21 protein-coding genes are annotated in these 19,361 nt (G+C 64.9%); 11 read left to right on the forward strand and 10 right to left on the reverse strand.

The annotated features are described in order from the left end of the window. Positions 1-148: 148 nt before the first annotated feature. Positions 149-1,330, reverse strand: coding sequence for a GNAT family N-acetyltransferase (locus AX729_RS25815; RefSeq protein WP_061027000.1), 1,182 nt, complete (start codon positions 1,328-1,330; stop codon positions 149-151). A 129-nt stretch (positions 1,331-1,459) separates the two neighbouring features. On the opposite strand from AX729_RS25815, the gene AX729_RS25820 reads away from it, so the two are divergent. Then, positions 1,460-2,506 (forward strand): polysaccharide deacetylase family protein, encoded by a 1,047-nt coding sequence (locus AX729_RS25820; protein WP_061027001.1) that lies wholly within the window; start codon positions 1,460-1,462, stop codon positions 2,504-2,506. Here AX729_RS25820 and AX729_RS25825 read toward each other — a convergent pair. Beyond that, positions 2,490-2,711, reverse strand: coding sequence for a DUF2842 domain-containing protein (locus AX729_RS25825; protein ID WP_061027002.1), 222 nt, complete (start codon positions 2,709-2,711; stop codon positions 2,490-2,492). The genes AX729_RS25820 and AX729_RS25825 overlap by 17 nt on opposite strands. 93 nt (positions 2,712-2,804) lie before the next feature. On the opposite strand from AX729_RS25825, the gene AX729_RS25830 reads away from it, so the two are divergent. Further along, positions 2,805-3,887 (forward strand): COX15/CtaA family protein, encoded by a 1,083-nt coding sequence (locus AX729_RS25830; protein WP_061027003.1) that lies wholly within the window; start codon positions 2,805-2,807, stop codon positions 3,885-3,887. Positions 3,888-3,912: 25 nt separating this feature from the next. Here AX729_RS25830 and AX729_RS25835 read toward each other — a convergent pair whose 3' ends face one another. From AX729_RS25835 to AX729_RS25850, 4 genes are all read right to left on the reverse strand, one after another. Then, positions 3,913-4,203, reverse strand: a complete 291-nt coding sequence (locus AX729_RS25835; RefSeq protein WP_061027004.1) for a hypothetical protein — start codon at positions 4,201-4,203, stop codon at positions 3,913-3,915. Positions 4,204-4,395: 192 nt separating this feature from the next. Continuing rightward, positions 4,396-5,676: an O-acetylhomoserine aminocarboxypropyltransferase gene (locus tag AX729_RS25840; protein WP_061027005.1), complete on the reverse strand. Its 1,281-nt coding sequence runs from the start codon at positions 5,674-5,676 to the stop codon at positions 4,396-4,398. A 139-nt stretch (positions 5,677-5,815) separates the two neighbouring features. After that, a complete protein-coding gene (locus AX729_RS25845; RefSeq protein WP_061027006.1) occupies positions 5,816-6,400 on the reverse strand; it encodes a CoA-binding protein in 585 nt (194 codons plus the stop codon). A gap of 106 nt (positions 6,401-6,506) precedes the next feature. After that, positions 6,507-7,331, reverse strand: coding sequence for an enoyl-CoA hydratase (locus AX729_RS25850; RefSeq protein WP_061027007.1), 825 nt, complete (start codon positions 7,329-7,331; stop codon positions 6,507-6,509). Positions 7,332-7,416: 85 nt separating this feature from the next. On the opposite strand from AX729_RS25850, the gene AX729_RS25855 reads away from it, so the two are divergent. The 6 genes from AX729_RS25855 to AX729_RS25880 all read left to right on the forward strand — a co-directional run bounded on the left by AX729_RS25855 (position 7,417) and on the right by AX729_RS25880 (position 11,102). Beyond that, positions 7,417-7,845, forward strand: a complete 429-nt coding sequence (locus AX729_RS25855; RefSeq protein ID WP_061027008.1) for a PaaI family thioesterase — start codon at positions 7,417-7,419, stop codon at positions 7,843-7,845. A gap of 156 nt (positions 7,846-8,001) precedes the next feature. Then, positions 8,002-8,466, forward strand: coding sequence for a 50S ribosomal protein L13 (gene rplM / locus AX729_RS25860; protein WP_061027009.1), 465 nt, complete (start codon positions 8,002-8,004; stop codon positions 8,464-8,466). 1 nt (position 8,467) lies between these two features. After that, positions 8,468-8,947 (forward strand): 30S ribosomal protein S9, encoded by a 480-nt coding sequence (gene rpsI / locus AX729_RS25865; protein ID WP_028178828.1) that lies wholly within the window; start codon positions 8,468-8,470, stop codon positions 8,945-8,947. Between the two features lie 229 nt (positions 8,948-9,176). After that, on the forward strand, positions 9,177-10,397 hold the full coding sequence (locus tag AX729_RS25870; protein WP_061027010.1) for a GGDEF domain-containing protein: 1,221 nt from the start codon (positions 9,177-9,179) through the stop codon (positions 10,395-10,397). 56 nt (positions 10,398-10,453) lie between these two features. Continuing rightward, positions 10,454-10,690, forward strand: a complete 237-nt coding sequence (locus AX729_RS25875; RefSeq protein WP_061027011.1) for a hypothetical protein — start codon at positions 10,454-10,456, stop codon at positions 10,688-10,690. 115 nt (positions 10,691-10,805) lie between these two features. Continuing rightward, positions 10,806-11,102, forward strand: a complete 297-nt coding sequence (locus AX729_RS25880; RefSeq protein ID WP_061027012.1) for an antibiotic biosynthesis monooxygenase family protein — start codon at positions 10,806-10,808, stop codon at positions 11,100-11,102. Between the two features lie 14 nt (positions 11,103-11,116). Here the strand turns inward: AX729_RS25880 and AX729_RS25885 are convergent, their stop codons facing one another. Further along, on the reverse strand, positions 11,117-12,256 hold the full coding sequence (locus tag AX729_RS25885) for an AI-2E family transporter (protein WP_061027013.1): 1,140 nt from the start codon (positions 12,254-12,256) through the stop codon (positions 11,117-11,119). 139 nt (positions 12,257-12,395) lie between these two features. Between AX729_RS25885 and AX729_RS25890 the strand changes: the two genes are divergently transcribed. Together AX729_RS25890 and AX729_RS25895 are read left to right on the forward strand one after the other, a co-directional pair. Beyond that, entirely contained in the window at positions 12,396-13,100 is a 705-nt protein-coding gene (locus AX729_RS25890) for a hypothetical protein (RefSeq protein WP_061027014.1), read from the forward strand. An 89-nt stretch (positions 13,101-13,189) separates the two neighbouring features. Next, positions 13,190-13,963 carry a gamma-glutamyl-gamma-aminobutyrate hydrolase family protein gene (locus AX729_RS25895; RefSeq protein WP_061027015.1) on the forward strand — a complete coding sequence of 258 codons (774 nt, stop codon included), beginning with the start codon at positions 13,190-13,192 and terminating at the stop codon, positions 13,961-13,963. A 281-nt stretch (positions 13,964-14,244) separates the two neighbouring features. On the opposite strand, the gene glnA is transcribed toward AX729_RS25895, so the two are convergent. Then, the gene (glnA, locus tag AX729_RS25900; RefSeq protein ID WP_061027016.1) at positions 14,245-15,654 is read right to left on the reverse strand and encodes a type I glutamate--ammonia ligase; all 1,410 of its coding nucleotides are present in this window, start codon (positions 15,652-15,654) and stop codon (positions 14,245-14,247) included. A 151-nt stretch (positions 15,655-15,805) separates the two neighbouring features. Continuing rightward, positions 15,806-16,144 carry a P-II family nitrogen regulator gene (locus AX729_RS25905; RefSeq protein ID WP_007603495.1) on the reverse strand — a complete coding sequence of 113 codons (339 nt, stop codon included), beginning with the start codon at positions 16,142-16,144 and terminating at the stop codon, positions 15,806-15,808. A gap of 382 nt (positions 16,145-16,526) precedes the next feature. On the opposite strand from AX729_RS25905, the gene AX729_RS25910 reads away from it, so the two are divergent. Further along, positions 16,527-18,026 carry a bifunctional ADP-dependent NAD(P)H-hydrate dehydratase/NAD(P)H-hydrate epimerase gene (locus AX729_RS25910; RefSeq protein WP_061027017.1) on the forward strand — a complete coding sequence of 500 codons (1,500 nt, stop codon included), beginning with the start codon at positions 16,527-16,529 and terminating at the stop codon, positions 18,024-18,026. Between the two features lie 4 nt (positions 18,027-18,030). Here AX729_RS25910 and AX729_RS25915 read toward each other — a convergent pair whose 3' ends face one another. After that, the gene (locus AX729_RS25915; RefSeq protein ID WP_061027018.1) at positions 18,031-19,335 is read right to left on the reverse strand and encodes a multicopper oxidase family protein; all 1,305 of its coding nucleotides are present in this window, start codon (positions 19,333-19,335) and stop codon (positions 18,031-18,033) included. Between the last annotated feature and the right edge of the window lie 26 nt (positions 19,336-19,361).

Here is a 19,361-nt window from a genome sequence, read left to right on the forward strand (position 1 = left end):
GCCGCGATAGCGGCGAGACGGGTGAGGGGGATCTATCCGCGAATCCTCCTGTTGTTTTGAATCTGCGGATAGATCCCCCTCATCCGGCGCTTCGCGCCACCTTCTCCCACAAGGGGAGAAGGGAAGGCAGTTGTGCAAGTGGAGAGATCTACCCGAACGCCTGCCGCAGCCGTCGGGCCATGTCGAACAGCATCTGGTTCTGCTTCACCAGCCGCTTGCCGCGGCTGACCGAGGACATCGCCATCGCCGCGAGCCTGCCGCGGGAGGTCAGGGGGACGAAGCTGTCGAAAATCTCTTCGTCGTCCTTGCAGAACATCCGCTTGTACTCGTCCGTGCCGATGCCGAGGTCGAGCGAGCGGTAGCCGCGCTCGGCGTAGCGGTCGATGATGTAGCGCATCAGGATGAGCCCGGGACTGTAGCGTGCGTGCTCGGACATCGTGTAAGTGTTGAACATCATCGAGAAGCGCTGGCCGTCGGCGACGCCGGCGAAGATCGCGATCACCTCCTCGTCGCATTCAAGCGCGTGGATGTCGATGACACGACCGTCGCCGCGCGGCGCCAGGCAGGCGCTGCGGACGAACTGTTCGACGCCGGGCTCGGCGAAGACGTTCGGGAGCTTCTGTTCCGCCATCCGCACCGGCTTGACGCGGAAGAACCAGTCGAGCAGGCGGGTGATGTCTGCGTCCGAGGTGGCGAGGTGATAGCGATAGCCGGCGAGCGCCTGGAGCTTCTTCTCCTTGCTCTTGAGGCGGCGGCGGAAGGAGTTGCTGATCCGCGACGGTGGCGGGCCGTCCGGCTCCATCACCAGTAGCGGGCAGCCGTTGATCGCGCTCTGCCGCGGCAGTTGCGCAAACGGGTTGGGCTGGTCGTGCCAGCGCAACGGCTGTTGCGTCAGCGCCAGCACGTCGGCATGCTCGCGCAGCGGCGCGAGCAGCGCGTCGAGATCGGCACTGTCAGCCTGCGCTGCGAAGTCGGCGTTCCACAGGCCCATGTTGAAGGTCGTGTGCTTGCCGCCCATGAAGCAGGCCGTGCGCACGCCGTGGCCTTGGCGTTGCGAAAGCGGCAGCAGCAGGAGCGGTTGTCGATCGGCGTCGCGGGCGATCACGATGAGCGGCCGGGCACCTTCGCGGGCCCCGACATGTCGCTGCCACGGGCCGAGCAGATCGAAACGCTGGTAGGGCGTGAAGAGGTGGCCGCTCATCTCGAAGGCGCGCCAGACCGGCTCGGCTTCGGCCAGATCGGTGACGATATCGACCTGCGCGATACGGCTCGCTTTCGACCGCGCTGGCGCTTCTGCCGTCCGGCTTTGCATCGCCGCAGCCATGGTCATTCGCGAAACCTGTCGAGAAATCGTAAATACGTATTTCGGCCTGTGGCCGACCTTTGCAAACAAAGGTCAACAAAGGGTAATGACAAGGGGAGAGGGATCGGCCGCCGGGCGAGCGTGAAGGGTGGGATTTTGGCATCCGACGACAGATGGCCGGAACGGCTGCGCCTCGAATTGGCCTGGTTCACCGGGCAGGCCGTGCTGCGCAGTCGCGGTGCCGGCGCTATCTTTCGCTTTGCACACGTGCGGCCGCGGCGGCGCGGGTTTCAGCCGCTGCGGCCGAACGAGATCTCGCCGCAATTTCTCGACCGCGCCATTCGCGCGCTGAAGCGGTGGAAGTACGATTTCCTCGGCATGGACGAGGTCTGCCGGCGCGCGGTGACACTGCCGGAGAAGCGCCGCTTCGTGGCGCTGACCTTCGATGGCGCGCCCAAGGATCTCGTCAACTTCGCCTATCCGGTGCTGGCGCGCCATGGCGTGCCCTTCACCATCTATGTGCCTACTGCGTTTCCGGACGGCGTCGGCGAGGCATGGTGGCTCGGGCTCGAGCAGGTCATCGCGCGCGAGAGCCGCATCAGCCTGATGATGGGCGAGAAGGAGCAGCGTTTCACGGTGACCGACAATGCCGGGAAGCAGGCGCTGTTCTCGTATCTCGAGAGCTGGCTGCGTTCTTTGCCGCCGGCGGATTTGTCGGCCGCGATCGCCGATCTCTGCACGCGCTACCGGGTCGACCTCGCCGCACTCTCGCGCGAGGCGTCCATGGATTGGGAGGATCTTGCGAAGCTCGCCGCCGATCCGCTCGTCACGATCGGGAGCGCGACCGTGAACTATCCCGTTCTCGCCAACATGAAGGATGCCGCCGCGCTGCGCGAGATGACGATGGGCAAGGCCGTCGCGGAAGCGGCTTTCGGCCGCGAGATCAGGCATCTCGCGTTCCCGTTCGGCGATCGCTCTTCGTTTCGGCGCAGCCACGTCGTGATGGCGGAGGAGGCCGGTTTCGCCAGCGCGGTGTCGACGATCCCGGGCATCGTGGACGCGGAGGGGCGCACCAATCTGCGCGCGCTGCCGCGGATTTCCTGGGACGGACGGGTGCGATCGTTGCGGATGCTGCGCGTGCTGGTGTCGGGCGCGGCGTTCGCGCCCGTGAAGCCGACGGGCAGCGTTATCGGCCAGACTTGACCCGGTCGGGCCGCTGCATCCAGCTCACGATCGGCATCGCCGGCAGCACCCAACCCATGCCGACCACGACGTAGTAGACCGCCTGTCGCCAGCCGGATTCGGCGATCCAGGGCATCTGCGCCAACGCCATGCCGAGCAGGGCCCAGACGGTGGCCAGCACCAGGAGCAGGATGGCGCCGAGGAACTTGCGGGTGCGGATCGTCATGGCGGGAGCTTGCTGCGTTCGCGTAACTTGCGCTGCGGGAGCGGGGGACTATAAGGGGCACGCAGTCCGGTTCAAGCCTGGTTTTTGCTCCGAATGACGTCGATTTCCACCCCGTCCGAGCCGCTTCGCGTCGTGCGCTGGTGGCTGATCGCAGTGGCCGCGCTGATCGCGCTGATGGTGCTGGTCGGCGGTGCGACACGGCTGACGGAATCCGGCCTCTCGATCGTCGAATGGAAGCCGGTCACCGGCAGTGTTCCGCCGCTCTCGGAGACGCAGTGGATCGAGGCATTTGAGGCTTACAAGAAGATCCCGCAATATCGCGAGCTCAACGCCGGCATGAGCCTGTCCGAGTTCAAGGAGATCTTCTGGTGGGAGTGGGGCCACCGGCTCCTCGGCCGTTTCATCGGTGTCGCTTATCTCTTGCCGTTCCTGTTCTTCCTCTGGCGCGGTGGCCTGTCCGGTGAGCTGAAGCGGCGGCTGTGGCTGCTGTTTGCGCTCGGCGGGCTTCAGGGCGCGGTCGGCTGGTGGATGGTGGCCTCGGGCCTGACGGAACGCACCGAAGTGTCGCAATATCGGCTGGCGACCCATCTGGTGCTCGCGCTTCTGATTTTCGCCGGCATCGTCTGGACGGTAAGGCGGCTCGAGGAGCGGCCGCAGATCGCAGCGCCGGCGCGGCTGCGGTTCACGAGCGCGCTGCTTCTCGTCGTGACGTTCGTGCAGATCTATTTCGGCGCGCTGGTCGCGGGCCTGCGCGCCGGGCGTGCCTACAACACCTGGCCGCAGATCGACGGCGCGTTCATCCCGTCGGCGGAGCGGTTGTGGTTCGAGACGCCGTGGTGGCGCAACATGTTCGACAACGTGCTGACGGTGCAGTTCGAGCACCGCATGACCGCCTATCTGCTTTTCGCGCTTGCGGCGCTGCACGCGATCGACGCGGTGGGCTCGCGTGCAGGCGCGGCGGCGGGCGGCGCGTTGTGGCTGTTTGCGGCAGTGAGCTTGCAGGCGGTGCTCGGCATCCTCACGCTGCTCAACCAGGTGCCGATCGATCTCGCGCTCGCCCACCAGGCGGTCGCGATCGTGGTGCTGACGCTTGCGGTGTTGCAGGTGGAGCGTCTGGCCGCGCGGCACTCCGTCGAAGCGCAGCCGCGCGCGGTTCCGGCCGGTCAGCCCGGCTGATCACCATCAGTCCGCTGATCAGAGATCAGCAATAGCCGTAGACGCCGCACGCGTAGGGCAGGCGCCAGAAGTAGTCGACCTGCGTCCCTCCGTAATACGCGCCCTGATAATCGTAGCTCCAGGGGCGGCCGTAATAGCCCGGCAGCGTGTGGGAGCCGGGCAAGAGCGGCGTGCCCGGCAGATTGCCGACGTAGACTTTTGGCGGGTCCTGCGGCGGCACGGCAGCCCGCCGCTTCGGCGTCGCCGGCAGATCGGCGGCGAGCGCGCTTGAAACCGTCAGCATCGCCGCAAGGGCAGGCACCATCCAGCGCAGCATCGTCGGCTCCGAATCAAAAAGGGGCGATCCAAGGACGATGTATGAGGCAGATATGGTTAATGACTGTTAACTGGCAAGGGTCGCCGATGTCATTCCGGGGCGGTCCGGCAGGACCGAACCCGGAATCCAGAGATGAGCAGATGTCGTCGAGGTTCCGGGCCCGGTGCTTCGCACCGCCCGGAACGACGAGGACTACGCCGCCAGCGCCTGTTCCAGATCCGCGATCAGGTCTTCCTTGTCCTCGATGCCGACCGAGAGCCGCACCACGTCGGGGCCAGCGCCGGACTTGATCTTGGCAGCGTCGTCGAGCTGGCTGTGCGTGGTCGAGGCCGGATGGATCACCAGCGAGCGGGTGTCGCCGACGTTCGCCAGGTGCGAGAACAGCTGCAGCTTCGACACCAGGTTGACGCCGGCGTCATAGCCGCCCTTCAGGCTGAAGGTGAACACCGCGCCGGCGCCTTTCGGCGCATATTTGCGCGCGAGCCGGTTGTACTTGTCGCTCGGCAGGCCTGCGTAGCTCACCGAGGCCACCGCCGGATGGCCGGCGAGGAATTCGGCAACCGCCTTGGCGTTGTCGCAGTGCTTCTGCATGCGCAGCGGCAGCGTCTCGATGCCGGTGAGGATCATGAAGGCGTTGAACGGCGACAGCGCGGGGCCGAGGTCGCGCAGGCCCAGCACGCGGCAGGCGATCGCGAAGGCGAAATTGCCAAAGGTCTCCTGAAGCCGGATGCCGTGATATTCCGGCCGCGGCTCCGACAGCATCGGATATTTGCCGCCCGTCGACCAGTCGAAGGTGCCGGCATCGACGATGATGCCGCCGAGCGAGTTGCCGTGGCCGCCCAGGAACTTCGTCAGCGAGTGCACGACGATGTCGGCGCCGTGGTCGATCGGGCGGATCAGATAGGGCGAGGCCAGCGTGTTGTCGACGATCAGCGGCACGCCCGCCTTGCGCGCCACCGTCGAGATCGCCTCGATGTCGGTGATGCTGCCGGCGGGGTTGGCGATGGACTCGATGAAGATCGCCTTGGTGCGCGGCGTCACCGCGCGCTCGAAGCTCGCAATGTCATCGGGATCGGCCCACACCACGTTCCAGCCGAAGCTCTTGAACGCGTGCGTGAACTGGTTGATCGAGCCGCCATAGAGTTTGCGCGCGGCGATGAACTCGTCGCCCGGCTGGAGCAGCTGCTGCAACACTACGACCTGCGCGGCATGGCCCGAGGCCACCGCAAGCGCGGCCGTGCCGCCTTCGAGTGCGGCGACGCGCTCTTCGAGCACGGCATTGGTCGGGTTGCCGATGCGGGTGTAGATGTTGCCGAACGCCTGCAGGCCGAACAGGGAGGCGGCGTGATCGGCATCGTTGAAGACGAAGGACGTCGTCTGATAGATCGGAGTCGCGCGCGCACCGGTGGTGGGGTCGGGCTGTGCACCGGCATGCACGGCGAGAGTCGAAAATCCCGGGAGGCGATCGCTCATTTGGGCGTCCTATGTCTCGTTGTCTGAAAATCGGGCGGCATGCTGATCGGCGCCGCGCTCGCCGTCAAGGCGCGGCTTCACATTGAAACGATCGTGCTACGCATTGTCGCGTTCGCGAAAGAAATCCTTCGCAATTGCGTCAGCTCTGCTCGGTCTTGTTTTTCGCGGCGCGATCGGATGCTGCGGTGTCGCCGCCGCCGACGCTCATTCGATTGAGGGATAGCCGCATGCCTTGCGTCGGTGCCGGCGCCCGCTTGGAACTGAGCGTGCGCGAATTCACACCCATCCAGGAGATTTCGGACGACAGGCGGCCATATTCGATCTTGGGGCAGCGGTTCATTACGACCTTGATGCCGACCGACTCCGCTTTCGCCGCCGCCGCGTCGTCGCGCGCCCCGAGCTGCATCCAGATCACCTTCGGCAACGGGTCGAGCGTGAGCGCCTCTTCGACGACGGGCATGATGTGGCTGGAGTTGCGGAAAATGTCGATCATGTCGACAGGACGGCCGATGTCCGAGAGCGAGGCGATGAACGGCTTTCCAAGCAGGTCCTTGCCGACATGGCCGGGATTGACCGGGATCATGTCGTAGCCGCGCTGCGCCAGATATTTGAACGCGAAATAGCTCGGCCGCACGTTGACCGGCGAGGCGCCGACCATCGCGATCGACTTCACGCTGTTGAGGATGCCGCGGATGTAATTGTCGGGATAGGAGTCGTGGTTCATTGCTCGTCTTTTTCCTTGTCATTGCGAGGAGCGAAGCGACGAAGCAATCCAGCCTGTCGCTGCGGAGCGATTCCTGGATTGCTTCGCTTCGCGCGCAATGACGATTTCACTCGTCCCGCCACGTCGGCGTGCGCTTCTCGATGAAGGCGCCGATGCCTTCCTCGGCGTCGCGTGCCATCATGTTCTCGGTCATCACCTCTGCCGCATAGCGATAGGCGTCTGCAAGGTTCATCTCGGCCTGGCGATAGAACGCCTCCTTGCCGAGCTTGATCGTGTAGGCGGATTTCAGGGCGACCTTCTGCGCCAGCGCAATCGCGGCATCGCGCTCGGCCCCGGCGGCAACGACGCGGTTGATGAGCCCGATCTCGCGGGCGCGCGCCGCCGGAATCGGCTCGCCCGTCAGCAGCATCTCCATCGCCTGCTTGCGCGGCACATTGCGCGACAGCGCCACCATGGGCGTCGAGCAGAACAAGCCGATATCGACGCCGGGCGTCGCAAAGCTCGCCGCCTCGGAGGCGATCGCGAGATCGCAGCTTGCCACGAGCTGGCAGCCGGCCGCCGTCGCGATGCCCTGGACCGCGGCGACCACCGGCTTCGGCAGTTGCACGATCGCCTGCATCATCGCGCTACAGGCATTCATCATGTCGGCAAAGAACGCTCGGCCGCGATCCGGATCGGCGCGGCGCGCGGTGAGCTCCTTCATGTCGTGGCCGGCGGAGAAGGCGGGACCGTTGGCCGCGATCACGACGCCGCGGACGGCCTTGTCGTCGCGGATCCCGTTGAGCTCGGCATGCAGGCTCGCGATCATCGCCTCAGAGAGGCTGTTGCGCGCGGCCGGGCGGTTGAGCGTCAGGACCGCGATGCTGCCGATCGTCTCGCGCAGCAGGATCTGAGGTTGCGGGGAGGGAGCGCGGGCGGCCTGGACGGACATTGACGCGGTTTCCGCTAGATGATTGCAATTGGATGACGCAGATAACTTAATGTAACAGGACAAGCGAAGCGAGGGTGGGAACGGCATGGCGTTAGCGAAAATGAGCGTCGCGGAGCTCGAGCAGTTCCTACGTGCCGAATTCCCCCAGGCCTTCAGCGGTGACGACATCACGATCGAGAGCGCGGACGGCCAGACTTGCCTGCTGCGCCAGCGCTACAGCGAGCGAATGCTGCGGCCGGGCGGAACCGTATCCGGCCCGACGCTGATGGCGCTCGCCGATTTCGCGATGTACGTGGTGCTGCTGTCCGCGATCGGGCCGATCGGACTCGCGGTCACCACCAATCTCAACATCAACTTCCTGCGTAAGGGCCAGCCGGGACAGGATGTTCTCGCCGAGGCGAGGCTCCTCAAGCTCGGGAAGCGGCTGGCGGTCGGGGAGGTGAACCTCTTGTCGGGCACTTCACCCGATCCGATTGCCCATGTCACTTCGACCTATTCCATTCCAAATGTTTGAAATTTTTGAGGGTAATATAGCACCGTATTTATAAGCGTTTGATTTCATTTATGTAATTTCCGTCCTTGGGCATTGACCGTTGCGCGTCTCTTCTCTAGAAAACCGCGCAGTCCGGTGCGGTGTTCGCGCCGATGTCTCCCTCACGGAAATTCTGACATGAAAACCTTTTCGGCAAAGCCGGCCGAGGTGAACAAGAAGTGGGTGCTGATCGACGCCAAGGGTCTGGTCGTCGGCCGTCTCGCCACCATCGTCGCCATGCGGCTCCGCGGCAAGCACCTCCCGACCTACACCCCGCACGTCGATTGCGGCGACAACGTCATCATCATCAACGCGCAGCATGCGGTCCTCACCGGTCGCAAGCGCGAGCAGAAGACCTACTACAAGCACACCGGCTATGTCGGTCACGTCAAGGAGCGCACCGCGCGCCAGATCCTCGAGGGCAAGCATCCCGAGCGGGTGCTCGAGAAGGCCGTCGAACGCATGATCCCGCGTGGTCCGCTCGGTCGCGTGCAGATGGGCAACCTCCGTGTCTATGGCGGGGCCGATCATCCGCACGAGGCGCAGCAGCCCGAGAAGATCGATATCGCCAAGTTGAACCGCAAGAACACGAGGGCCGCATAACATGGCCGAATCCATCCAGTCGCTCGACCAGCTCTCGCAGCTCAAGACGGCGGCAGCGCCCGAGGCGCCCAAGCACGAGAAGAAGGTCGACAAGTTCAACCGCGCCTACGCCACCGGCAAGCGCAAGGACGCTGTCGCCCGCGTGTGGATCAAGCCCGGCGCCGGCAAGGTCACCGTCAACTCCCGCGAGGTCGAGGTCTATTTCGCCCGTCCCGTGCTGCGCATGATGATCGAGCAGCCGTTCTCCGTGGCCCAGCGCTCCGGCCAGTACGACGTGATCTGCACGGTCGCCGGCGGCGGCCTGTCAGGCCAGGCCGGTGCGGTCCGTCACGGCATCTCCAAGGCGCTCACCTATTTCGAGCCGGAGCTGCGCGGCGTGCTCAAGAAGGGCGGCTTCCTCACCCGCGACTCGCGCGTGGTCGAGCGCAAGAAGTACGGCAAGGCCAAGGCCCGCCGGTCCTTCCAGTTCTCGAAGCGTTAATCGCTTTTGTCGCATTCGCCGCGAAAGCGGCTTCAATGAAATGCAAAAGGGCGCTGATTTCAGCGCCCTTTTTGCTGTTCGTTTGTATGCAAATTGATGGCGTGTTTCCTGAAAACTTGGATGCCGGCGAAAACCTGAATGGAACCCGCCGGACATAGCGTCCCATTCGGAAGGGCGCGCAAATCGGATGTGCCGATCGCGTAACTGCTATGTTCTAGAGGGGGCCGACATGATGTCGCTCGATAGCATCACGCTCTATTTGGTCGCCACCATGGTTGCCGCACTGCTCGGCGCCATGATGGTGTTTTTCGGCAAGCAGGAGAACAGCCTCGCGCTGAAATGGTGGGGCACCGCCTATCTCCTCGGTGCCGCCTCCGTCGCGTTATGGACGGCGGCCGGCGACAAGCTGGGCCCCCACATTTACCTTGCGCTGAACGCCGTCGGCTTCGTCGCCTGCGGCATGGTGTGGAATGCGGCGCGCGTCTTCCACGGTCGCAAGCCGAACTGGCCCGGGCTCGTGCTGGGCGCGCTCGCGTGGGCCGCCGCCGCGACGCTGCTCGACCCGACCGCGTCCATGCTGCGCATGATCGTCGGCGCCGGCATCGTCTCGGTCTACGCGGCGCTGACCGCGAGCGAGCTGTGGACCGAGCGGCGCAAGAGCCTGCAAAGGCGCTGGCCGGCCTTCGTGGTGCCGGTGCTGCATGGCTGCGTGCTGATGCTGCCGATCCTGATCGGCAGTTTCCTGCGTCCGCACGATACCGGCTTCTCATCGAGCATCTGGGTGACCGTATTCGTGGTCGAGCTCGTGCTCTACGCCGTCGGCACCGTGTTCGTGATCTTCATGCTGGTGTCGGAACGCACCGTCACCGCGCACCGGACCGCGGCGTCCACCGATCCCCTGACCGGCATGCTCAACCGCCGCGGCTTCTCGGAAGCCTGCGCGCGCGTAATCGAGCGCGAGGCGAAGGCCGGGCGGCCCGTGACCGTGATGATCTTCGATATCGACCACTTCAAGTCGATCAACGATCGATTCGGCCATCCCGCCGGCGACGAGATGCTGAAGCTGTTCTCGACCGTCGTGGTCAACAACCTCCGCATGTCCGATCTCTCGGGCCGCATCGGCGGCGAAGAGTTCGCCGCGCTCTTGCCGTGTTCGCTGGAGGAGGGCGTGCTGGTCGCCGAGCGCGTGCGCGAAGCGTTCGAGACCTCCGGCGTCGTGGTCGATGAAGGCCCGGTCGATACCACCGTCAGCATCGGCGTCGCCGGCGGTCCTGCCGGCACCGAGCTCGAGGTGCTCTTGGCCTCCGCCGACACCGCGCTCTACCAGGCCAAGCGTGGCGGCCGTAACCGCGTCGAGGCGGCCGAGGAGCTGCCGCTGTCGCTGGAGAACTGGCGGCGCCAGAGCGCCGCGCGTACCGGCGCAGCGCAGGTGCGTCCGGCCACCGCCTGAGCCGCGGGGGCTTGCGGTAATTTTCTGTTTACCATTCGATCCCTACCATTGCGGCCATGGAATCGATCCGTCGACAGAATCCGCAAATCACCCTGATGTCGCTCGAAGCCGCCGCGGCCTCCGCACGCGGCGGTTTCGCCTGTCTCTTCTCGACCGCCGATGAATACGAGACGGCGCTGATCGCCGCGCGTCGCGCGCAGGGGCGCTATGGCCAGCAACGCAGCTATTGGCCGTTCGCAATGTTCGTCGGTTGCGTGTTCATCGTTGCGGGCACCGTCTTGCTGCTCGCCTGACAGGGCCTGCACCCAAGAGACCTGCATCATCCAGCGAGCCAGGCGCCGATCGGCGCCTTTTTCTTTGTCACCGTCTGCGGTAGACACGCGGATCGAACGAAAAGGGTGGAAACCAATGATCACCGAGATCGCGCAAATCGACGTCAAGCCGGGCAGCGAGAAGGATTTCGAGGCGGCCGTCGCCAAGGCCAAGGCCGCCTTCGGCGGTTCCAAGGGGTTTCACGGCTTCGAGCTGCACAAATCAATCGAAAAGCCGCAGCGCTACCGGCTGATGGTGAAGTGGGAGACGCTGGAGAACCACACCGTCGACTTCCGCGGCTCGGAAAATTTCACCGAATGGCGCGGCCTCGTCGGCCAGTATTTTGCCTCGCCTCCCGAGGTTGAGCACACCGAGACCGTGCTGACGACATGAGGGCCTGAGCGACGTCAGGCCGCCTCTGCCAGCGGCGCTACCTCGTCCGTCTTGAAGTGGTCGATCATGACCTTGGCGATGGCGACGAGTGGCAGCGCCAGCGCGAGGCCCCAGATGCCGAACACGACGCCGAGCAGGATCTGGAACGCGAACAGCGTGGCCGGCGGAATGTCCAGTGCCTGCCGCTGCAGGATCGGCGTCAAGATGTAACTCTCCATGGCGTGGACGCCCATGAAGAGAAGAAAGGCCGACAGCGCGGCGATCCAGCCCGAAGCAAGGCTGGCCAGCACCACGACGACACCGGCGATGATGGCGCCGACGGTCGGGATGAAGGCGAGCAGTCCGGCCTGGATTCCCAGGATGAACGCGCTGGGGATACCGATGATGGCAAGGCCGATCCAGGTCACCGCGCCGACCGCCAGCATGACGGTAATCTGCGCGATCAGCCAGCGCTCCAGCGTCACAGCCGTGCGGTCGATGATGAGGGCAATGCGGGTGCGATGCTTGGCCGGTGCGAGGTACAACAGGCCGTCGTGATACACGGAGGGCTGGGCGGCGAAGGCGAGCCCCAGGAACAGCACGATGAAGATGTTTCCGACGCCGTGGATGGTGCCAAGCAGCAGCTTGAAGGTCTGGCCCACGATCGCGCCGCCGCTGGAGGCGAGTGCGCCGGCGCTGGGTAACGGGCCGCGCGGGGTCGCGCCCGGGGAGGGCGTCGCGTTCTCCGGCGCATCGGCCGACGACTCGGCTGCGGCACTGCCGAGATCGAAGAAGCTGGTGTCGATGCCGTGGCTATCGAGGAGGCTCCGGACGTTGGTGATCTGCGACCTGATGGTCTTGCTCAGCACCGAGGCCTGCTGGGCGATGGTGGCGCCGCCGAGATAGGCGACACCCCCCAGCATCAGGCCGAGCGCGGTGCAGACGATCGCGAGGCGGACCGAATGGGGCAGGGGCAAGCGGCGGCCGAGCGCGCCCGTCAGTGCGTTGAGGCCGAGGCCGAGCAGCATGCCGGTGAAGATCAGCAGCAGGGTGGCGGCAAAATACCAGGTGAAGACCAGGAGAGTGGTGAACAGCACGACGCCGATGCCGCCGACTGCAATCGCCCAGGCCAAATCGGTGCGGGTGCGGGGGCGTTGCTCTGCTGGGATGGTCACATCAAGTCCTTTGGGATGCTGCGGCTGCGGGCGTGCACTCTTTCGACAAACGCGCTTTCGATCAAGAGCCGCGTCAACGCGCTGGTTTGACGCTGCCGCACGACCGTGCAAAGCGATGAGCAAGAACAGGTGAGGGCGCTTGAGTTTTATCAGCAAGTGGATCGGTGTGCTCGGGCTTCTGGCCGTGCTCGTCATCGGCGACCAGATCCGGATCAACCGGCCGGGCCACAAATATCGTCTCACCGTCGAGGTGACGACGCCCGACGGGATCAGAGCCGGCTCGGGCATTCTCGCCGTCGTGCCCGATCGCAACTACAACCGCGGCGGCCGCACCACGACGCGCGGGGAGGCGGTGTTCGTCGACCTCGGCCAGGGCAAGAACCTGGTGGCATTGCTGACGCATCGGCAGGGCGCCAAGCTCGACCTGGACGACATCAACTATGTCGCGCTCCGCGCCTATGGCGCCGCGCGCGGCAACCGCGTCTCGTTCAACGACATCAGCCGGCAGACCGGCATTGTCCCGGTGCAGGGCGACTTGATCCCCGTGCTGTTGAGCTTTGGTGATGCCGCGGATCCCGCGAGCGCGCGCCTCGTTGCGAGCGACGATACGGGAGCAGTCCTTGGCGACGGCTACGCCATCGGTGGCCTCACCGCCGAGGTGGTGCCCAACGGCTTTTGGCCGATCGACTTCGGTGGCGCGCTCGGGGAGCCCGTGACGCGTGGAATCCATGCGAAACTGCCCTGGCTCGCTGCGCCGGGCGACCCCGCGGCAACCGCGCTGAAGGCCGCCGGCCTGCCTGTCGGGAGCGTGATGGAAGCCCAGGAGGCATTTGCGCGAAAATAGCATTGCCGTCCCGCGATCCCTTCTGTTGAATTTGTTCCACCCCGGGGGCATGTTTGCAGAATCTTCTTGCGGGAGGCGCAGAACGACAGATGAGAAAGCCGGTCGTCGGCGTGATCGGGAATTCCCATCGCGTCGAGAATCGATTTCAGGTCCAGATGGTCGGCGAGCGAAACCTGCGCGCCGTTGCCGAAGTCTCCGGCGGCTTGCCGGTGATGTTCGCAGGCTCCCCTGACATCACCGATATCGCGGCGCTGCTCGATACCGTGGACGGCATCATCCTCACCGGCGCCCGCGCCAACGTGCACCCGACCCGTTTCAACGTCGATCCCTGCGAGAAGCACGAGCCCTACGACATCCACCGCGACGAGGTGGCGCTGGCGCTCTCGGTCGCCTGTGTCTCCCGCGGCATCCCGCTGTTCGGCATCTGCCGGGGCCTGCAGGAGATGAACGTCGCCTTCGGCGGCTCGCTGCATCCCGAAATCCGGGAAATCCCCGGCCGCATGAACCACCGCATGCCCCGGCTCGAGAACGGCGAGATCCATCCCGATCCGACCGTGGTGTTCGCCGACCGTCACGACGTCGATCTGACGCCGGGCGGGGCGTTCGCGAAGATTCTCGGCTGCGAGAAGATCCGTGTGAATTCGCTGCACGGGCAGGGCATTCTGGAGCCCGGCAAGCGCGTGCTGATCGAAGGCATCGCCGAGGACGGCACCATCGAGGCCATCCGCATCGCGGAAGCCCCGGCCTTCGCGCTCGGCGTGCAATGGCACGCCGAATACGACCCGCAGCACAATCCCATCAACCGCAAGCTGTTCGAGGCTTTTGGCGAGGCGCTGGTGGCGCGGCAGAGGGCGGCGGCGTAGGCGACCGGTGCGGTGGGATCTGCAGCGATCTCTCACATTGCGTCTTCTCCGAGCGATCTCGGCGGCGACGTGCCTTTCCAAATGTCGGACGGCATAAACCAATCAGTAGGAATTGGTTCGTGCCGGTTTTCGCGGCTCTGATTTGTTCTTTGAGAACGAAGTGGAGTCAGATCCAGAACGAAAGCTGACGGCTTCGAAGCGCACGCCGCAGCTTCGCTCTCAAACGAAAAGGCGCCTCCTTTCGGAAGCGCCTTTTGCTTGTCGCAAAAAGTTCGAACCGATCAGCCAGAATAGTACATCTCGAACTCGACCGGGTGCGGGGTCATCTCGAAGCGGGCGACCTCGGTCATCTTCAGCTCGATATAGGCGTCGATGAAGTCGTCGTCGAACACGCCGCCAGCCTTGAGGAAGGCACGGTCCTTGTCGAGGTTTTCCAGCGCTTCACGCAGGCTGCCGCACACCGTCGGGATCTGCTTCAGCTCCTCCTTCGGCAGATCGTAGAGGTCCTTGTCCATCGCCGGACCCGGATCGATCTTGTTCTTGATGCCGTCAAGGCCGGCCATCAGCATCGCGGCGAAGCCGAGATAGGGATTGGCCATCGGATCGGGGAAGCGCACCTCGACGCGCTTGGCCTTCGGCGAAGCGGTGTAGGGGATGCGGCAGGAGGCCGAGCGGTTGCGCGCGGAGTAGGCGAGCAGCACGGGCGCCTCATAGCCCGGGACCAGACGCTTGTAGGAGTTGGTCGACGGGTTGGTGAAGGCGTTGATCGCCTTGGCGTGCTTGATGATGCCGCCGATGTAGTGGAGGCAGGTCTCCGAGAGGTCGGCATATTTGTTGCCGGCGAAAACCGGCTTGCCGTCCTTCCAGATCGACTGGTGCACGTGCATGCCCGAGCCGTTGTCGCCGTAGATCGGCTTCGGCATGAAGGTGGCGGTCTTGCCGTAGATGTGCGCGACCTGGTGGATGCAGTACTTGTAGATCTGCATGTGGTCGGCCATCAGCGTCAGCGTGTCGAACTTCATGCCGAGCTCGTGCTGGGCGGAAGCGACCTCGTGGTGATGCTTCTCGACCTTGACGCCCATCTTGGCCATGGCGCCGAGCATTTCCGAGCGCATGTCCTGCACCGAGTCCTGCGGCGGGACGGGGAAGTAGCCGCCCTTGGTGCGGATGCGGTGGCCGAGATTTCCGCCTTCATATTCGGTATCGGAGTTGGTCGGCAGTTCCGAGGAGTCGAGCCGGAAACCGGTCTTGTAGGGGTCGGCCGAATAGCGCACGTCGTCGAACACGAAGAACTCGGCTTCCGGACCGACGAACACGCTGTCGCCCACGCCCATCGACTTCACCATGGCTTCCGCCTTCTTGGCGATGCCGCGGGGGTCGCGGTTGTAGGGCTCGCCGGTGGTCGGCTCGAGCACGTCGCAAGTGATGACCATCGTGGTCTCGGCGAAGAACGGATCGATCGTCGCGGTCACCGGATCTGGCATCAGGCACATGTCGGACTCGTTGATCGCCTTCCAGCCGGCGATCGAGGAGCCGTCGAACATCGTCCCTTCGGCGAAGATGTCTTCATCGATCATGCTGACGTCGAACGTCACGTGCTGCCACTTGCCGCGCGGATCGGTGAAGCGCAGGTCGACGTATTTGACGTCGTTGTCCTTGATCGATTTCAGGACGTCTTTGGCGGTCTTCATGCATACCCCTTTTGGCTCTGCGGGTCGGTTTCCAGATGAGCAAAATTATTCTCGCTTGGGCGAGTTTTGCGCGACCGCACAAACGAAATCAGGCCGCCGAAGCAGCCTTATTTCTTGTCGGAGTGTCGCAAAGTGCGGGATAGCACCCGGCTCAGATAGCGTCCAGCCCGGATTCGCCGGTTCGGATGCGGATCGCCTCTTCGATGTTCGAGACGAAAATCTTACCGTCGCCGATGCGGCCGGTCTGCGCGGCGCGGCGGATCGCGTCGATGGCGCGCTCGACCAGATCGTCGCCGATCACGATCTCGATCTTCACCTTGGGCAGGAAGTCGACGATGTATTCTGCGCCGCGGTAGAGTTCGGCGTGCCCCTTCTGCCGGCCGAAGCCCTTGGCTTCGGTGACGGTGATGCCCTGAAGGCCGACTTCCTGAAGCGCTTCCTTCACCTCGTCGAGCTTGAACGGCTTGATGATGGCTTCGATTTTCTTCACTGCGCGCCTCCCGGCCTTTCGATCTGATAGCAACGTCTTCGTCAGGATGCGCTTTTCTTAACGCACGATGTTGTCTTCGCTGTGCCGGAATCCCTGACAAGTCCGGCAACTGCGGCCCGGCTACACCCTGATAGTTGCCAGTGAGCGCGACGAACCGAAGCGGCTTCCTCGAAAGCAGGGTCTATGCCAAGTTGGAAATGCCCTGATTGTTGGAGCGTTATCAGCCTTTTAAAGAGCATCTCTGAGGGTGGTAGCGACCTGCACAAGATATCGAAGACTGCGAAATAGGCAAACAGTTCAATATATATGCAGATCGTTGGTCCGTGGGGTGGATCGGCATGGAACGTGCCTGTTGAACGGGCGTTTGGACCAGGGAAGTGGCATGGAAGTTCTGACCACCGCTGAAATGCAGCGCGCCGATCAGCTCAGCATCGCGGCAGGCACGCCTGGCTTCAAGTTGATGCTCAGCGCGGGCCAGGCGGTCGCGGAGGCGGCGAATGCGCTGGTGGAGGAGGGGCCGATCCTGATCGTGGCCGGCCCCGGCAACAATGGCGGCGACGGTTTTGTCGCAGCCGCCGAGCTCGCCGCCCAGGGCCGCGAGGTCTCGGTGATCCTGATGTGCGAGCGCGACCAGCTCCAGGGCGATGCGGCCTCCGCGGCGCGCGGCTGGAAGCACCCGGTGCTCCCGTTCAATCCACAGGCGATCGGAAAGCCATCCTTGATCATCGACGCCCTGTTCGGTGCCGGCCTCAGCCGTCCCGTGGACGGCGAGGCGCGCGCAATGATCGAGGCGATCAACGCCAACGGTGCTCCGGTGCTCGCCGTCGACCTGCCGAGCGGCATCAACGGGACCAGCGCGGCGGTGATGGGCGTTGCGGTGAAGGCCGACGAGACCGTCACCTTCTTCCGCAAGAAGCCGGCGCATCTGCTTTTGCCCGGCCGCGTGCATTGCGGCCGCGTGCGCGTCGCCGACATCGGCATCGACGCCCAGGTGCTGGACGAGATCGCGCCGCGGACCTTCGAGAACGATCCGGACTTCTGGGGCGACGCCTTTCCGGTGCCGCGCATCGACGGCCACAAATACGCGCGGGGGCACGTGCTGGCGGTTTCCGGCGATGCGGCCGCAACCGGGGCGGCGCGGCTCGCCGCGCGGGGGGCGCTGCGCGCCGGTGCGGGCCTTGTCACGCTGGCGAGCCCGCGCGATGCGCTCGCGATCAATGCGGCCGCGCTGACGGCGGTGATGGTCCGCACCATCGACAGCGCGATCGAGTTCGGCGAACTGCTCGGCGACAAGCGTTACAACACCTGCATCATCGGCCCCGGCGCTGGGATCGGCGAGCGCACCCGCGATCTCGTCCACACCGCTCTCACGGCGCAACGGCATCTGGTGCTGGATGCGGATGCGCTGACGAGCTTTGCCGCCATGCCCGAGCGTCTGTTCGAATCGATCAAGTCCTCGCAGGACAACGCCGTGGTGCTGACCCCGCACGAAGGCGAGTTTCCGCGCCTGTTCTCCGATCTCAGCAACAAGCATCCCGGCCGTTCCAAGCTGGAGCGCGTCCGCGCTGCCGCCGAGCGCTCCGGCGCCGTCGTGCTCCTGAAGGGGCCGGACACGACGATCGCCTCTCCCGACGGCCGCGCCACCATCGCCGCCAACGCGCCGCCCTGGCTCGCCACGGCGGGTGCCGGCGACGTGCTCTCCGGCATCATTGCCGGGCTCCTGGCGCAGGGCGTGCCGGCCTTCGAAGCCGCCAGCATCGGCGTCTGGATGCATGGGGAAGCGGGCCGCGAAGCCGGGCCGGGCCTGATTGCGGAAGATCTCACCGAGACGCTGCCCGCCGTGCACCGGCGAATCTATGACGCGCTGGGCGTTGAGTACTGAACGCTCACTCCACGCCGTACCAGCGCACCAGCCGCGGCGCGGCCCAATCGGTTGCCACGGACTCGAGCAGCCATCGTCCAGGGGAGGTCGCCGCGAACGCGATACGCTGGGTTTGGCCGGGCTCGATCGCGAGCGTGTCGAGCCAATAGGGTTTCCAGCCATCGTCGAGCTTATCGAGCAGACGGAAATGGTGACCGTGCAAGTGAAACACCGTCGTGACGGGGGCCGGGTTCTTCAGGGCCAGCACGACGGTGCGGCCGGTCTTGGCGCGGAACGCCGGGGCGGAGGCGGTGGAGAAACTTGCAGGCCGAATCCAGCCGGGGTCGGGTGAGCCGAGCGCGACATCGAACCGCAGGGCGCCTCTCAGATCGAGCTTCTCGGGCAGGTCGTTTGAAGGAAGCGGCGGAGGAGGCGCCAGCGGTGCGCGCCGCTCCGGCTTGCCGGAGATCGTGAGACTTCCGGCCTGGCGTGCCTCCTTGCCGTCATGGAGCAGGAATGCGGCCGATGTGGCTGCATCGACAATGGCATCGGCCCGTCCGCCGGGGGCCAGCACCAGAGCGCCGTTGCGCGCCGAAAACGGCTCGGCCGGCTGTCCGTCCAGGGCCATCACGCGGACCTCATGGCTTTCCAATTTGATCGCCAGAACAGTGCGTTGGGATCCGTTGATAAAGCGCAGCCGCAGCCGTTCATTGCTTGCGGCTGAGAGTTCGAATGAGGTTCGCCCATTGATCGTGTAGAGCGGTGTCGTGTCCTGGGGATCGCGGCCCGCGGGAAGCGCGGTCCCGTCCGGCCGCAGGCGCCATTCCTCGATCAACAGGACCTCGTCGCGATCGACGGCGAGGCGGTTAGTCTCCTCGACGATGATCGGAAGCGGCCGCGCCGACTGCTTCAGGCCGTCCTCGAAAAGCCGGAAGTCGGCTAGCAGGGTTCCTGCATTTGGCATTGAAATGATTGAGGTTTCAGTCGCGTCCGGTGGTGTCGGGGCGCGCCCCCGCAGCGGATCGGAAGCGGCCGGACCGTTCAGACCGTACCAGGCTGGGGCAATCGGCACAGGCAGCTCGTTCCGGAAGACCACCTCGCAGCGGTCCCCGCGCTTGAGACGAACATTTCCCAAATGGCTTGGGGCGGCCAGCTCCCAGATTGGTGTAGCCGGCTGACCCGGCCTGAGAGCCAGCATGGCCGGCTTGGCCTGGAGGGAGAGCTGAGCGGTTACGAGCGGGCCGGCGCCACCTGCGATCAGGCCCGTCGCGCAGGCCCCAAAGCCCGCCAAAACCTCGCGTCGGCTCGGGTCGAAAATCCGCTTTGTCATGGGTCGATCCGGACCACGGCGCGCCG

Source organism: Bradyrhizobium sp. CCH5-F6 (assembly GCF_001556045.1).
Lineage (GTDB): Bacteria > Pseudomonadota > Alphaproteobacteria > Rhizobiales > Xanthobacteraceae > Bradyrhizobium.

Coding starts and splice junctions, on each gene's coding strand:
- AX729_RS25815 (WP_061027000.1), bottom strand. CDS start 1,330: ATGACCATGGCTGCGGCGATGCAAAGCCGGACGGCAGAAGCGCCAGCG.
- AX729_RS25825 (WP_061027002.1), bottom strand. CDS start 2,711: ATGACGATCCGCACCCGCAAGTTCCTCGGCGCCATCCTGCTCCTGGTG.
- AX729_RS25830 (WP_061027003.1), top strand. CDS start 2,805: ATGACGTCGATTTCCACCCCGTCCGAGCCGCTTCGCGTCGTGCGCTGG.
- AX729_RS25835 (WP_061027004.1), bottom strand. CDS start 4,203: ATGCTGCGCTGGATGGTGCCTGCCCTTGCGGCGATGCTGACGGTTTCA.
- AX729_RS25840 (WP_061027005.1), bottom strand. CDS start 5,676: ATGAGCGATCGCCTCCCGGGATTTTCGACTCTCGCCGTGCATGCCGGT.
- AX729_RS25845 (WP_061027006.1), bottom strand. CDS start 6,400: ATGAACCACGACTCCTATCCCGACAATTACATCCGCGGCATCCTCAAC.
- AX729_RS25850 (WP_061027007.1), bottom strand. CDS start 7,331: ATGTCCGTCCAGGCCGCCCGCGCTCCCTCCCCGCAACCTCAGATCCTG.
- AX729_RS25855 (WP_061027008.1), top strand. CDS start 7,417: ATGGCGTTAGCGAAAATGAGCGTCGCGGAGCTCGAGCAGTTCCTACGT.
- rplM (WP_061027009.1), top strand. CDS start 8,002: ATGAAAACCTTTTCGGCAAAGCCGGCCGAGGTGAACAAGAAGTGGGTG.
- rpsI (WP_028178828.1), top strand. CDS start 8,468: ATGGCCGAATCCATCCAGTCGCTCGACCAGCTCTCGCAGCTCAAGACG.
- AX729_RS25870 (WP_061027010.1), top strand. CDS start 9,177: ATGATGTCGCTCGATAGCATCACGCTCTATTTGGTCGCCACCATGGTT.
- AX729_RS25875 (WP_061027011.1), top strand. CDS start 10,454: ATGGAATCGATCCGTCGACAGAATCCGCAAATCACCCTGATGTCGCTC.
- AX729_RS25880 (WP_061027012.1), top strand. CDS start 10,806: ATGATCACCGAGATCGCGCAAATCGACGTCAAGCCGGGCAGCGAGAAG.
- AX729_RS25895 (WP_061027015.1), top strand. CDS start 13,190: ATGAGAAAGCCGGTCGTCGGCGTGATCGGGAATTCCCATCGCGTCGAG.
- glnA (WP_061027016.1), bottom strand. CDS start 15,654: ATGAAGACCGCCAAAGACGTCCTGAAATCGATCAAGGACAACGACGTC.
- AX729_RS25910 (WP_061027017.1), top strand. CDS start 16,527: ATGGAAGTTCTGACCACCGCTGAAATGCAGCGCGCCGATCAGCTCAGC.
- AX729_RS25915 (WP_061027018.1), bottom strand. CDS start 19,335: ATGACAAAGCGGATTTTCGACCCGAGCCGACGCGAGGTTTTGGCGGGC.